The organism is Paenirhodobacter huangdaonensis, assembly GCF_004022465.1.
GTDB lineage: Bacteria > Pseudomonadota > Alphaproteobacteria > Rhodobacterales > Rhodobacteraceae > Rhodobacter > Rhodobacter huangdaonensis.
The window spans coordinates 67305-81011 of the sequence record NZ_SAVA01000013.1 but is presented as its reverse complement, the minus strand read 5'-3'; the positions used below and the strand labels follow the sequence as shown (position 1 = coordinate 81011).

General features: G+C 70.8%; 10 protein-coding genes. 4 read left to right on the top strand and 6 right to left on the bottom strand.

Going from position 1 to position 13707, the window contains the following annotated elements:
* Nucleotides 1–999 (top strand): cytochrome d ubiquinol oxidase subunit II (gene cydB, locus EOW66_RS17770; RefSeq protein WP_128157686.1); only part of this gene is annotated, 999 nt, incomplete at its 5' end.
* A gap of 15 nt (nucleotides 1000–1014) precedes the next feature.
* Complete coding sequence (cydX, locus tag EOW66_RS17765) at nucleotides 1015–1137, top strand: cytochrome bd-I oxidase subunit CydX (RefSeq protein ID WP_128157685.1); 123 nt, start codon at nucleotides 1015–1017, stop codon at nucleotides 1135–1137.
* A gap of 105 nt (nucleotides 1138–1242) precedes the next feature.
* Here the strand turns inward: cydX and EOW66_RS17760 are convergent, their stop codons facing one another.
* From EOW66_RS17760 to EOW66_RS17745, 4 genes are all read right to left on the bottom strand, one after another.
* Entirely contained in the window at nucleotides 1243–1794 is a 552-nt protein-coding gene (locus EOW66_RS17760) for a response regulator transcription factor (RefSeq protein WP_128157684.1), read from the bottom strand.
* The gene (locus EOW66_RS17755) at nucleotides 1791–3059 is read right to left on the bottom strand and encodes an ATP-binding protein (RefSeq protein ID WP_128157683.1); all 1269 of its coding nucleotides are present in this window, start codon (nucleotides 3057–3059) and stop codon (nucleotides 1791–1793) included. The genes EOW66_RS17760 and EOW66_RS17755 overlap by 4 nt, the downstream gene beginning before the upstream one ends.
* Nucleotides 3060–3207: 148 nt before the next feature.
* Nucleotides 3208–4236 carry an NAD-dependent epimerase/dehydratase family protein gene (locus EOW66_RS17750; RefSeq protein ID WP_128157682.1) on the bottom strand — a complete coding sequence of 343 codons (1029 nt, stop codon included), beginning with the start codon at nucleotides 4234–4236 and terminating at the stop codon, nucleotides 3208–3210.
* Nucleotides 4237–4314: 78 nt separating this feature from the next.
* The gene (locus tag EOW66_RS17745; protein ID WP_128157681.1) at nucleotides 4315–5532 is read right to left on the bottom strand and encodes an aminotransferase-like domain-containing protein; all 1218 of its coding nucleotides are present in this window, start codon (nucleotides 5530–5532) and stop codon (nucleotides 4315–4317) included.
* Nucleotides 5533–5864: 332 nt separating this feature from the next.
* On the opposite strand from EOW66_RS17745, the gene EOW66_RS17740 reads away from it, so the two are divergent.
* Nucleotides 5865–6338 (top strand): (2Fe-2S)-binding protein, encoded by a 474-nt coding sequence (locus tag EOW66_RS17740; protein WP_128157680.1) that lies wholly within the window; start codon nucleotides 5865–5867, stop codon nucleotides 6336–6338.
* Nucleotides 6335–9799, top strand: a complete 3465-nt coding sequence (locus EOW66_RS17735) for a molybdopterin cofactor-binding domain-containing protein (protein ID WP_128157679.1) — start codon at nucleotides 6335–6337, stop codon at nucleotides 9797–9799. Before EOW66_RS17740 ends, EOW66_RS17735 begins: the two co-directional genes overlap by 4 nt.
* A 51-nt stretch (nucleotides 9800–9850) precedes the next feature.
* Here the strand turns inward: EOW66_RS17735 and EOW66_RS17730 are convergent, their stop codons facing one another.
* Nucleotides 9851–11596, bottom strand: coding sequence for a hydantoinase B/oxoprolinase family protein (locus EOW66_RS17730; protein WP_128157678.1), 1746 nt, complete (start codon nucleotides 11594–11596; stop codon nucleotides 9851–9853).
* Nucleotides 11593–13656, bottom strand: a complete 2064-nt coding sequence (locus EOW66_RS17725; protein WP_128157677.1) for a hydantoinase/oxoprolinase family protein — start codon at nucleotides 13654–13656, stop codon at nucleotides 11593–11595. Before EOW66_RS17725 ends, EOW66_RS17730 begins: the two co-directional genes overlap by 4 nt.
* Between the last annotated feature and the right edge of the window lie 51 nt (nucleotides 13657–13707).

The following is a 13707-nucleotide window of genomic DNA, read 5'->3' as shown; positions in this document are numbered from 1 at the left end:
GTGATCAACACCGTCGGCCCGGTCTGGGAAGGCAACCAGGTGTGGTTCATCCTCGGCGGCGGCGCGATCTTCGCCGCCTGGCCGCCGCTTTACGCGGTCAGCTTCTCGGGCTTCTACCTCGCGATGTTCGCGGTGCTCGCGGCGCTGATCCTGCGCCCGGTGGGCTTCAAGTACCGCTCGAAGCGCGAGGGCCATGCCTGGCGCAACGGCTGGGACTGGGCGCTCTTCGTCGGCGGCGCGGTGCCGGCGCTGATCTTCGGCGTCGCCGTCGGCAATGTGCTGCAGGGCGTGCCGTTCCAGATCACCGAGGATCTGATGCCGCTCTACCCCGGCGCCTTCTATGCGAAGTTCCTCGGTCTGCTGAACCCCTTCGCGCTGCTTGCGGGCGTGGTCTCGCTGAGCATGCTGCTGCTGCATGGCGCGGGCTGGCTGACGCTGAAGACCGAGGGCGCGGTGCAGCGCCGCGCGATCGCGATCGGTTCGGTCGCGGGGCTCGTGGCGATCGCGGCCTATGTGCTCGCCGGTGTCTGGCTGGCCTACGGCATCCCGGGCTATGCGCTGACCTCCGAGGTCGCGGCGAACGGGCCGTCGAACCCGCTGCTCAGCACCGTCGCGCATCAGGGCTCGTGGCTTGCGGCCTATGCGCTGCGGCCCTGGATCGCGATCGCGCCGGTTCTGGGCATCGCCGGCATGGCGCTGGCGATCCTCGCGATGCGCAAGGGAAACGGGGCGGCACTGATCTTCTCGGGGCTGGCGATCTTCGGCGTGATCGCCTCGGTCGGGCTGACGATGTTTCCGTTCATCCTGCCCTCCTCGATCCAGCCCGACGCTTCGCTCACCGTCTGGGACGCCTCTTCCTCGCACCTGACGCTGTTCGTGATGCTCGTCGTCTCGGTGATCTTCGTGCCGATCATCCTTGCCTACACCGCCTGGGTCTACAAGGTGCTCTGGGGCAAGGTCACCGTCGCCGAGATCACTGAAAACAAGAACGCCTACTGAGAAAGGACGCATCCCATGTGGTACTTCGCCTGGATCCTCGGCCTCCCCCTCGCCGCCCTCATCGCCGTCGCAAACGCGATGTGGCTCGAAATGCTCAATGACCGGATGATGATCGGCAGTCACGACCCGAAGCCGTGACCCCACCCCTTCGTGGCGGATGTCCAGCCGCCGCGCAGCCCTGACCGCGTCCCTTTGGTCTTGGGTTCACTCGCCGCCCGGGTCTCCTTACCCCGGGCGGCCTTTTCATTCCGCCTCGCCGCCCTCGCGCCGCGCCGCCAGCTTGCGCGCCAGCGTCCGCCGATGCAGGCCAAGCCGCCGCGCCGCCTCGGAGATGTTGAACTCCGCCTCGGCAAGGGTGCGCTGGATCAGCTCCCATTCCTGTTCGCGCAGCCCGGTCTGCGGCGCCTCGATCTCGGGCAGGGCCTCGCCCGCGCGATGGCCGAAGGCGGCCTCGATCTCGCGCGCGGTGGCGGGTTTCGCAAGGTATTGCGTCGCACCGAGCTTGATCGCCTCGACCGCGGTCGAGATCGCGGCAAAGCCGGTCAGCACGACGATGCGGGTGTCCGGATCGCGCGCGGCAAGCTCCCGCACCACCCCGAGGCCCGAGCCCTCGGCCAGCTTCAGATCGACGATCGCATGGGTCGGCGGGTGGCGCCGCGCGGTCTCGAGCGCGCCCGCCTCGCGCGCGGCCACCTGCACCTCGTAGCCGCGGCGCAGGAAGGATTCGGCGAGCGTTGCCGCAAGGCGGGCGTCATCCTCGACGATCAGCAGGCGGCGGGGCGTGTCGTCGGTCATGCAAGGTCTCCGTCGCGGTCAAGGCGCGGCAGGGTGATGCGGATCACCGCGCCCCTGTCGCCATTCGAAAGCTCCATCCGCCCGCCGAGACGGGCGAGCGCGTTGCGGGTGAGAAAGAGGCCAAGGCCGCGCCCGGCCTCGGGGCTGCCCGAGACGAAGGGCGCGCCCGGGTGGTCGAGCACCGCGGCCGGGAACCCCGGGCCGCGATCGGTCAGGGTGAAGACGACATCCTCGGCGGTGACCGAGAGCGTGGCGGCGAGCGTGCCGGGCGCCGCCGCCTCGGCATTGTCGAGCAGGTTCAGCGCCGCCGCCTCGAACATCGGCTCGGTCAGGAAGCGGGCCTGGGGGCCCGGGGTGACGGCAAGCGGCACCGGCGACCGGTCGCGCGTCATGCTCCAGAGCGCGAGCAGGCGGCGGAATTCGGGCTCGGCGCGGACTTCGGCGGCGGCCTCGAAACGCTCGCGGCCGGCGGCGCGCAGGGTGCGGCTGACGATCTCGCGGCAGCGCTTCACCTCGGCGATCATCGCGCTCAGTGCGGCGCTGCGCCCGGGCTCGTCGGGCAGGCCGAGCTCGGCCCAGTCGTCGAGGGTGACGGCAAGCGTGGTCAGCGGCGTGCCGAGCTCGTGCGCCATGCCCGAGGCGAGCAGGCCAAGACCCACCAGCTGATCGGCCTCGGCGCGTTCGCGGTGCAAGGCCTCGATCGCGGCGGCGCGGGCGGCGAGGTTTGCACGCAGGCGCAGGGTGAACCAGCTGAGGATGGTCGAGGCGAGGATGAAGGCGAGGAAGATCGCCCCGGTGCCGCGCCCGGGCGGTGCGGGCAGCAGCGTCAGCCCCCAGACGCAGGCATTCGCCAGCAGATAGATCGGCAAGGCCCGCGCCGGGGCGCAGAGCGACACCGCCAGCATCACCGGCACCAGAAGCAGCAGCGTGAAGGGGTTCAGCGCCCCGCCTGACAGCGCCAGCAGCATGGTGCCGGCGAGCGTGTCGAAGCCAAGCTGCGCGGCGATCACCCAGTCGGGCACCGGCGGCCCCTTCGGCCGCAGCGAGAGCGCGGTGAGCAGGTTGAAGGCGACGAGCAGCGCCGAGACCGTGGCCATCTGCCCGCGCGGCAGGTCGATGCCCAGCACCTGCGCGGCATAGACGGTGGCGGCGAACTGGCTGGCAATCGCCACCCAGCGGATCTGCACCAGCAGCCAGGCAGTGTCATGCGCGGCAACGTGATCTGGGTCGGGCCGCGGCGCGGCGGCGGGCGGAACCGGCGTCATCGCCTCTCCCTCGGGATGGCCCCCGCAGCCGGAGGCGGACAGTGGCACGGCAGCCCTGCCCCCGCGCCCGCCCGAGACTTGACCGATATGTCCGCCCGGCGCAACCGCCCGCGATGCCGCAGCGGCGCCCCGCGGATCGGAGACGGGCTCAGACCTGATAGTAGTCGCGATACCAGTCGACGAAGGCCTTCACCCCCTCGGGCACCCGGGTCTTCGGATGATAGCCGGTGAGCCTTTGCAAAAGCGTGGTGTCGGCCCAGGTCGCGGGCACGTCGCCTGCCTGCATCGGCATCAGGTTGCGCTCGGCCACCCGGCCCGTCGCCGTCTCGATCGCGGCGATGTAATCGGTCAGTTGCACCGGCTCGGAATTGCCGATGTTGACGACCCGCCAGGGCGCGACCGGCGACAGGCTGTCGCCCTCGGCCACCACGCCGTCCTCGGGCCGCACCGGCACCGCGTCGATCAGCAGCCGGATCGCCTCGACAAGGTCGGTGACATAGGTGAAGTCGCGCTTCATGTCGCCGTAATTGTAGACGTCGATCGGCCGGCCTTCGAGGATCGCCTTGGTGAACTTGAACAGCGCCATGTCCGGCCGGCCCCAGGGGCCGTAGACGGTGAAGAAGCGGAACATGGTGACCGGCAGGCCGAAGAGATGGGCATAGGAATGCGCCATCGACTCGGTCGCCTTCTTCGTCGCGGCATAGAAGGACATCTGGTGATCGGCCTTCATCACCTCGCGATAGGGCATCTCGGTGTTCGCACCATAGGCCGAGGAGGTGGAGGCGAGCAGCATATGCGCCGGCGGGAAGGCGCGCGCGGCCTCGAGGATCTCGAAGGTGCCGACAATGTTGCTTTCGAGATAGGAGCGCGGGTTCTCGATCGAATAGCGCACGCCCGCCTGCGCGGCCAGATGCACCACCACGTCGGGGCGGTGCTCCTCGAACAGCCGCAGCATCAGGCCGGGGGTCTCGACGCTGTCATTGACCACCGAGAAGCCCGCGTTCTGCGCCAGCATCGCCTGCCGGCGTTCCTTCAGCGAGACGTCGTAATAATCCGACAGGTTGTCGAGCCCGAGCACCCGCCAGCCCTCGTCCAGCAGACGCCGGCACAGGTGGAAACCGATGAAGCCGGACGAGCCGGTGACGAGCGCGGTGCGGGGGGGAAGGGCAGCGGACATGAAACCTCCGGACAGAATACCCCCCTTCAGTAGCGCTTGCGCGCGGCGCAGGCCAGCCTTTGCCGCGCGCGAGGGGGGTCAGCGGATGCCGGCGGCGTCCATCACCCGGGCAAGGCGCTGGATGCCCGCGTCGATCGCCGCCTCGTCCGACATCGAGAAGTTCAGCCGCAGCGTGTTGCGGTTCGAGCCGTCGGCGAAGAAGGCGTTGCCGGGCACGAAGGCGACCTTCTCGGTGGCCAGCGCCCGTTCGAGCAGCTTGGCGCCATCCTCGCCCTCGGGCAGATGCACCCAGATGAACATGCCGCCCTCGGGGCGGGTCCAGCTCACGCTTTTCGGCATGTGCCGCTCGAGCGAGGCGAGCATCGCCTGCAGCCGCGCGCCATAGACCTTGCGCAGCGTCGCGACGTGTTCGTCGAACAGCTCCTCGGCAACCTCGGCGGTGACCACCTGGTTCAGCGTCGCGGTCTGCAGGTCGGCGGCCTGCTTCATCAGCACGAGCTGGCCGATCACCGGCTTCGCCGCCACCACCCAGCCCACGCGCAGACCGGGCGCCAGCGTCTTCGAGAAGGAGCCGCAATAGATCGTCCGGCAGGCCTCGAGATCGCCCTTGCGCGCCATCTCGATCGCCAGCAGCGGCGGATAGGCGGTGCCCGAATAGCGCAACGCCTGATAGGCCGCGTCCTCGATCACCGCGATGTCGAGCGTTTCCGCCATGTCGAGCACCGCCTCGCGCTCGGCGAGATCCAGCGTGACCCCGGTCGGGTTGGCGAAATCGGCCGAGAGATAGGCGAATTTCACCCGCCCGCCCGCGGCGTCGGCATCGGCCGCGATCTCGGCCGGGCCGCGGTTCGCCACCGGGTCGAGCCGGTCATAGCGCGGCTGGTAGGCGTTGAAGGCGCCAAGCGCGCCGAGATAGGTCGGCCAGCCGACAAGCGCAGTGTCGGCCGGGTCGATGAACAGCTTGCCGAGATAGTCGAGCGCCTGCTGCGAGCCCGCGGTGATCAGCACGTTCTCGGGCGTGCAGGTGATGCCGAGCGTTGCCATGTAGCCGACGATCCAGCGGCGCAGCGGCAGATAGCCCTCGGATTGCGCATATTGCAGCGTGGTGCCCGCCGCCTCGGCCGAGACGGCGCGGGCCATGGCGCGCGCAAAGGCCTCGCGCGGGAACAGCGCCGGGTCGGGGATGCCGCCGGCGAAGGAAATGATCTCGGGCTGGTCCAGAAGCTTGAGCAGCTCGCGGATCTCCGAGGCCTTCATTCCTTCGGTCCGCGTGGCAAAAAGATTCGTCAAGGACATGCTTTCCCCCAGATCATCAAGTGGGCTCTCGTCAACCCGGCCGCGGAACAAGTCAATATGGCTGACATGAAATGTGATCAATCCCGCCATGCGAATGGCGCAGATTTTCCCGCCGCCGCCCGCGTCGCCCGCTTTCCCCGACTGCCCGCATTTTCCGCACCCCGGCGCGCGGCGCAGCCGCTTCCCGTGCTGTATCCCGTCCCGGTGCGGGCTTTTCTTGACGGCCGGGGGGCACAGCCGGTTTATTTGTATGCAAACGGTTTCGAGACACGGAACCCGCCGTCGCAAGGGCCCCGGACCCGGCCACGGCGCGCACAACAGGGAGCCCGGGAATGACCATCCGCCTTGCCGTGAACGGGCAGGACCACGCGCTCGATCTGCCACCGCAGACCTCGCTGCTCGAGGTGCTGCGCAACGACCTTGGCCTGAACGGACCGAAATACGGCTGCGGCTATGGCGAATGCGGCGCCTGCTCGGTTCTGGTGGACGGGCAGGCGGCGCGGGCCTGCGTGATGACGCTCGGCGCGGTCGCGGGGCGGCAGGTGACGACGCTCGAAGGCCTCGGCACGCCCGAGGCGCCGCATCCGGTGCAGCGCGCCTTCATCGAGGAAGAGGGCGCGCAATGCGGCTATTGCCTGAACGGCATGATCGTGACGGTGACGGCGTTGCTGCGCGACACGCCCGCGCCGGACCGTGCCACCCTCGCCCGCGCGCTGCGCCACAACCTGTGCCGCTGCGGCACGCATCTCGAGATCCTGCGCGCCGCCGAGCGCGCGGTCGAACTGATGGACGAGGCGCGCAGATGACCGCGCTGACGATCTGGCGTGCCGGCAAGGCCGGGCCCGAGACCCTGCTGGCCATCGACACCACGGGCGCCGTCACCGGCTTCAACGGCCATGTCGATCTGGGCACCGGCCTGCGCACCGCGCTTGGCCAGATCGTCGCCGAAGAGCTCGACCTGCCGCCTGCGCGCGTGCGCATGGTGCTGGGCGACACCACCCGCACCCCCGATCAGGGGCCGACCATCGCCTCGGAATCGATCCAGTTCGCCGCGGTGCCGCTGCGCGCGGCGGCGGCGCAGGCGCGGGCGATCCTGCTGGGCCTCGCCGCGACCCGCTTCGGCTGCGCGCCCGAGACGCTGACGATCCACGCAGGCGTGGTTGCGGGCGAGGCCGGCACCGCCGATTTCGCCACGCTGCTCGCGAACCAGTCGATCCGCGCCGAGCTTGACCCCGCCGCCCGGGTGAAGACGCCGGCCGAGTATCGCACCGTCGGCCGGCCGAGCCCGCGCGTCGACCTGCCCGGCAAGGCCACCGGCACCTGGACCTATGTCCATGACGTGCGCCTGCCCGGGATGCTGCACGGCCATGTGCTCCGCCCGCCCTATGCCGGGCGCGACAGCGGCCCCTTCATCGGCCACAGCCTGCTTGCGGTCGACGAGGCCTCGGTCGCGCATCTGCCCGGCCTTGTCGCCATCGTCCGGATCCGCGACTTCCTCGCCGTGGTGGCCGAGCGCGAGGGCCAGGCCCGCACCATCGCCGAGGCGCTGAAGGTCCGCTGGGCGCTGCCGCCCGAGCTGCCGGATCTGGGCGACATCGCCGGCACCCTGCGCGATCTGCCGGCGACGAAACGGGTGCTGACCGATCGCGGCGATGTCGAGGGCGCGCTGTCCCGGGCGAAGGTGCAGCTTGCCCGCAGCTATAGCTGGCCGTGGCAGATGCACGGCTCGATCGGCCCCTCCTGCGCGGTGGCGCGGTTCGAGGCCGGGCGGCTCGAGATCTGGTCGGGCACGCAGAACCCGCACATGCTGCGCGGCGACATCGCCCGGCTGATGGAGATGCCCGAGGAGGCGATCGACATCCACCGCCACGAGGCGGCGGGCTGCTATGGCCGCAACTGCGCCGATGACGTCTGCGGCGACGCGGCGCTTCTGGCCCGTGCCGTCGGACGGCCGGTGCGGGTGCAGCTGACGCGCGAGCAGGAACACCTGTGGGAGCCGAAGGGCGCGGCGCAGCTGATGGAGGTGCGCGGCGGGCTCAGCGAAGACGGCCGCTTCGACGCCTATGATTTCGAGACCCGCTATCCCTCGAACCGCGGGCCGAACCTGGCGCTGTTGCTGACCGGGGCAATCGACCCTTCGCCGCAGCCCTCGGATATGGGCGACCGCACCGCGATCCCGCCCTACCGGATCGAGAACCTGCGCGTCGCGGTGCATGACATGGCGCCGATCGTGCGCGCCTCGTGGTTTCGCGGCGTCTCGGCCCTGCCCAACACCTTCGCGCATGAATGCTTCATCGACGAGCTGGCGGCCGAGGCGGGCGAGGACCCGGTCGCCTTCCGGCTGCGCCATATCGACGATGCCCGCACCGCCGAGCTGATCCGCCGCACCGCCGAGGAAGGCGGCTGGCAGCCCCGCACCGGGCCCCGGCTGAGCGGCGAGGGGGAGTTTGCCTTCGGTCAGGGCTTTGCCCATGCGACCTATGTGCATGGCACCTTCCCGGGCGTCGCCGCGGCGCAGGCCGCCTGGATGGCCGAGGTGGCGGTGAACCGGCGCACCGGCGAGGTCAGCCTGACGAAGGTGCTGGTCGGGCAGGATTCGGGGCTGATGATCAACCCCGACGGGGTGCGCCACCAGCTGCACGGCAATGTCGTGCAATCGCTCAGCCGCGCCCTGAACGAGGCCGTCACCTTCGACGCGATCTCGGTCGCCGACAGGGACTGGGGCGCCTATCCGCTCGCCCGCTTCGAGGATCTGCCCGAGGTCCGTTCGGTGCTGATCGAGCGCCCTGATGAACCGCCGCTCGGCGTCGGCGAAAGCGCCTCGGTGCCCTCGGCCGCGGCGATCGCGAATGCGATCTTCGACGCGACCGGGGTGCGGATGCGAGAGCTGCCCTTCACCCCCGAGCGGGTGCGCGCGGCGCTGGCCGGGGCGCCGATGCCGCGCGCGATCGCCGCCCCGCCGCCACGGCGCCGGCGGTTTGCGCGGATGGCGGCGACGCTTGCGGCGGGGATTGCCGGCGGGCTGATGGCCGGCGCCGTCGCCTTCCCCGCCTTCCGCGCCGAGATCCCGCGCAGCGCGCCCCCCGCCGCCGGGCTGTGGTCGGCCGAGACCCTTGCCCGCGGCCGGCAGGTCTTTGCCGCGGGCGATTGCGCCGCCTGCCACACCGCCGAAGGCGGCGTGCCGCTGACCGGCGGGCGTGCGATCGAGACGCCCTTCGGCACCGTGCATTCGACGAACCTGACGCCCGACCCGGAGACCGGCCTCGGCGCCTGGTCCTATCCGGCCTTCGCGCGGGCGATGCGCGAGGGGATCTCGCGCGATGGCCATCACCTCTACCCGGCCTTCCCCTACACCGCCTTCGCGAAGATCACCGAAGACGACATGCAGGCGCTCTACGCCTATATCCAGTCGCTGCCGCCGGTGCGCGCCGAGGTGCCGCCAAGCCGGATGATCGCGCCGGTGAACCTGCGCGGCACGATGGCGGCGTGGAATGCGCTGTTCCACACCGCCACGCCCTTCAGCCCCGACCCGACGCAAGGCGCGGTCTGGAACCGCGGCGCCTATCTGGTCGAGGGGGCGGGGCATTGCGCCTCGTGCCACAGCCCGCGCAACGCGCTTGGGGCCGAGCGGACGGGCGCCGCGCATCTGGCGGGCGGCACGGTGGGCGGCTGGACGGCACCGGCGCTGAACGGCACCGGGCCCGGCCCCCTCGCCTGGACCGAGGCCGATCTTTACGACTATCTGCGCAACGGCCGCTCGGGCCGTCATGGCGCGGCGGCGGGGCCGATGGCGCCGGTGATCGCGGCGCTCGCCGAACTCCCCGACGCCGACATCCGCGCGATGGCGACCTATCTGGCCAGCCTTGCCCCCGCCCCCGCAGCGCCCGAGCCCGCGGCCGAGACGCTGGCGGCCACGGCGCAACAGGCGCTCGAAACCGCGACCGATCCGGCTGCGCGGCTGTTCGGGGCCGCCTGCGGCTCGTGCCACCTGCCGGGCCCGCTGCGGCTTGCCTCGGGCGCCACGGTGCCGCTTGCCTTTTCGAGCACGGTGCACGCCGACCGCCCCGACGGGCTCATTCATGCGATCCTCGAGGGCGTGCCGGCCACACCGGGCGGCGGCGCGGCGATGCCGGGCTTCGCCCCGGCGCTGAGCGATGCCCGCATCGCCGAGATCGCGGGCTTCCTGCGCCGCACCCTCGCCCCCGGAAAACCGGACTGGACCGGGCTTGCCGAGACCGTCGGGCGCGCCCGCGCCACCCGCCACTGACGCGAAAGGGGGCCCCGCAAGGCCCCCTTCCCTGTCGTGAGTGGTCTTTCCTCAGAACCGGCGCGCAGCCCGCAGCACCGCGGTTTCCGCCGCGTCGGGCACAAACCCCGCCCCGAGCGCCACGCCGAACAGCGCCCGCGCCTCCTCGCGCGAATAGCGGCCAAGGCGCACATCCTCGGCCACCAGCTCGGGCGGGCGGGTGAACGGGTCGCCATAGCCGCCGCCGCCCGGCGTGCCGACGCGCACCCGGTCGCCCGCGCTCAGCGGGATGTCCTGCGCCTTCGACAGATGCTCGGGGGTAAAGCTCTCGCCGCCGCGGGTGACGGTGACGTGGTTCACCATGCCGTCGCCCCCGCCCAGCGCGCCCTGCGGCCCGAAGCGGCCGTGGTCCATCACGAAGCTCGCCCGTGCCGTGCCCTTGCGCAGCTCGACCTCGTAATCGAGGCCGAAGCCGCCGCGGTGCCGCCCTGCCCCGCCCGAGCCCTCGCGCAGCGCGTAGCGGTGATAAAGCACCGGATAGGCCTGTTCCATGATCTCGACCGGCGGCGCCTTCGAGATGCCGATGGTCGAGCAGCCGTTCGAGATGCCGTCACCGCCCGACCAGCCGCCATAGCCGCCGCCCGAGATCTGATACATCACGAAGCTGCGCCCCTCTTCCGGCACCGAACCGCCCAAGGCGAAGTTGCCCGACGAGCCCGCGGGCGAGGCGGTGACGCGCTCGGGCAGCGCCTCGACCAGCGCCGCGAAGACCGCCTCGGCGATGCGCTGGCTGACCTCGGCCGCGCAGCCCGAGACCGGGCGGGGGTATTGCGCGTCAAGGAAGGTGCCGGTGGGGCGGATGATCTCGAGCGGCTCGAAGGCGCCCGCCGAGATCGGCACATCGGGGAAGATGTGCCGCATCGCCAGATAGACCGAGGACAGCGTCGTCGCCAGCACCGAGTTCATCGGCCCCGCGCAGGGCGCCGAGGAGCCGGCGAAGTCGAAGATCAGCTTCTCGCCCGTCGCGGTGATCGTCAGGCGGATCTCGAGCGGCTCGTTCACCACGCCGTCGCTGTCGACATAGGCGGTCGCGGCATAGGTGCCGGGCGCGATCTCGCGGATGCCGGCGCGCATCTGCTCGGCCGCACGCACCCGCAGCTCGGCGATGGCGGCGCGCACGGTGTCGTCGCCATAGCGATCAAGGAGGCGCGTGAGCCGGCTTTCGCCGACGTAAAGCGCTGCCGCCTGCGCCTTGACGTCGCCGATGCGCTGATCGGCCACCCGGATGTTCGAGCAGATGATGCCGTAGATCTCGGGATCGAGCCTGCCTTCCTTGAACAGCCGCACTGGCGGCAGCCGCAGCCCCTCCTGCTCGACCGCGGTGGCCGAGGCCGAGAACCCGCCCGGCACCGCACCGCCGGTATCGGGCCAGTGCCCGGTGTTGCTGAGCCAGCAGAAGATCTTGCCATCGCGCCACACCGGCATGGCGAAGCGCACGTCCATCAGATGGGTGCCGCCCAGATAGGGGTCGTTGACGATGTAGATGTCACCGGGTTTCGGCGCGATCGCGCGGCCGTCGGCGATCCATTCGATCAGCGTCCGGGTCGAATATTGCATCGTGCCGACGAAGACCGGCAGCCCCTGCGAGCCCTGCGCGATCAGCGAGCCGTCCTCGGCCGAATAGATGCCGTCGGAGCGGTCGTTCGCCTCGGCGATCACCGGCGAGAAGGCGGCGCGCGAAAAGCTCAGGTCCATCTCGTCGCAGACCTGCTGCAGGCCGGACTGGATGACCGACAGGGTGATCGGATCGAGGGTCATGCCGCACCTTTCAGGGTGATGAGGATGTTGCCGTCATGGTCCTGCGCGGCGCTGTCGCCGGGTTCGAGAACGATGGTCGTGTCCATCTGCTCGATGATCGCGGGGCCCACGACCACCGCCGTCGCCGGCAGGTGGTCGCGCCAGTAGACCGGGGTCTCGACCCAGCCGTCGAACCACACCGGGCGGCTGCCGGTCTGCGCCTCAGCCAGCGTGGCGCGGCGCCCGGCGGCGTCGATCAGCAGGCCGAGGTCGATCTCGGGCCGGCGCCCGATGACCGAGGTGTTGACGTTGACGAGCGCCGGCCGGATCTCGGGCAGCTCGACCTGGAAGCGGCGGAAATAGGCCGCCTCGAAGAGCGCGCGCAGCTCCTCGCGGCTGGGCGTCGGGCCCGGCAGCGGCACCCGCAGCAGGTGAGTCTGGCCGATGAACTGCATGTCGACCGAGGGCAGCACCCGGATCTCCTCGACCGCGACCGCCTCGGCGTTGATCGCCGCGGTGCCGGTCTCGATCTGCCGGGCAAAGACCGCGTGCAGCGCCTCGATGTCGACCAGATCAAGCGGCTTGTTCACCGTGTTCACGAAGTCATGGCGCAGATCGGCCACGACGCAGCCCAGCGCATTGGTGATGCCCGGCCGCGCCGGCACCAGCACCCGCGGCACGCCAAGTTCGCGCGCGATGGCGCTGGCATGGAGCGGCCCGGCGCCGCCGAAGGCGAAGAGCGCGAAATCGCGCGGGTCCTCGCCAAGGCTGATCGAGACCATGCGCACCGCATCGGCCATCTTCGCCGTGGCGATCCGCAGCACCGCCGCCGCCGCATCCTCGGCGCCGACGCCGAGGGGCACGCCCAGCTCGGCCGCAAAGATCGTGCGCAGCGTATCGAGCGAGACCTGCGCGGAGGCCGCATTCAGCTTTTCGGGGTTCATCCGGCCAAGCAGCAGGTTCGCATCCGAAATCGTCGGGCGGGTGCCACCGCGGCCATAGCAGATCGGCCCCGGGGTCGAGCCAGCCGACTCGGGCCCCACCTGCAGCAGCCCCGCCGCGTTCACCCGCGCGATCGAGCCGCCGCCGGCGCCGACCGTGCGCACATCGACCATCGGCACATGGATCGGCATCGCATATTCGATCTCGATCTCGTGGCTCACCGCGGGTTCGGCGCCGCGGATCAGCGCGACATCGGTCGAGGTGCCGCCCATGTCATAGGTCAGCAGGTCCGGAATGCCGGCGCGCCGCCCGGTATAGGCCGCGGCCATCACCCCTGAGGCCGGCCCCGACATCACCGTCTTCGCCGCCTCCTTCGCCACGATCCGCGCCGAGACCATGCCGCCGTTGCCGTTCATCACCAGGAGGTCGTGGCGATAGCCGCGCGCCGCCAGCCTGTCGGCCAGCCGCTCGACATAGCGGCGCAGCAGCGGCTGCACCGAGGCATTCACCGCCGCGGTCACGCCGCGCTCGAACTCGCGGCTTTCGGACAGCAGCGCATGGCCGAGCGTGATGTTCTCGTTCGGCCAGAGCCCGGCCGCGATCTCGCCCGCGCGCAGCTCATGCGCGGGGTTCGCGTAGGCATGGAGGAAATGGATCACCAGCGCCTCGCAGCCCTCGGCCTTGAGCCGCCCGATCGCGTCGCGCAGCGCCGCCTCGTCGAGCGCCACAAGCTCGGCGCCCGAGGCATCCATCCGTTCGGGGATCTCGAGCCGCAGGTCGCGCGGGATCAGCGGCCGGAAGCTGCCCTTCAGCCCATAGGCCTGCGGCCGGGTGCGGCGGCCAAGCTCCAGCACGTCACGAAAGCCCAGCGTGGTGATCAGCCCGGTCTTGCACAGGGCGCGTTCCAGCACCGCGTTGGTGGTGGTGGTGGTGCCGTGCACGATCAGGTCGAGCGCCGCGATCTCGGCCCCGGCGGCATCGAGCGCGCCGACGACGCCGGTCGACTGGTTGTCGAGCGTGGTCGGCACCTTGGCAAGCCGCACCGCCCCCGCCCGGCTGTCATAGAGCACGAGATCGGTGAAGGTGCCGCCGACGTCGATGCCGGCGACGATGCCGGAACTGGCTGCAGTCTCTGTCATGGGTCTTCGTCCTGAACCGCTGTCGGAGGGGCCCGGCGCAGGGCCGGCCCG

Coding starts and splice junctions, on each gene's coding strand:
- EOW66_RS17740 (WP_128157680.1), top strand. CDS start 5,865: ATGACCATCCGCCTTGCCGTGAACGGGCAGGACCACGCGCTCGATCTG.
- EOW66_RS17755 (WP_128157683.1), bottom strand. CDS start 3,059: ATGACGCCGGTTCCGCCCGCCGCCGCGCCGCGGCCCGACCCAGATCAC.
- EOW66_RS17750 (WP_128157682.1), bottom strand. CDS start 4,236: ATGTCCGCTGCCCTTCCCCCCCGCACCGCGCTCGTCACCGGCTCGTCC.
- EOW66_RS17735 (WP_128157679.1), top strand. CDS start 6,335: ATGACCGCGCTGACGATCTGGCGTGCCGGCAAGGCCGGGCCCGAGACC.
- EOW66_RS17725 (WP_128157677.1), bottom strand. CDS start 13,656: ATGACAGAGACTGCAGCCAGTTCCGGCATCGTCGCCGGCATCGACGTC.
- EOW66_RS17730 (WP_128157678.1), bottom strand. CDS start 11,596: ATGACCCTCGATCCGATCACCCTGTCGGTCATCCAGTCCGGCCTGCAG.
- EOW66_RS17760 (WP_128157684.1), bottom strand. CDS start 1,794: ATGACCGACGACACGCCCCGCCGCCTGCTGATCGTCGAGGATGACGCC.
- cydX (WP_128157685.1), top strand. CDS start 1,015: ATGTGGTACTTCGCCTGGATCCTCGGCCTCCCCCTCGCCGCCCTCATC.
- EOW66_RS17745 (WP_128157681.1), bottom strand. CDS start 5,532: ATGTCCTTGACGAATCTTTTTGCCACGCGGACCGAAGGAATGAAGGCC.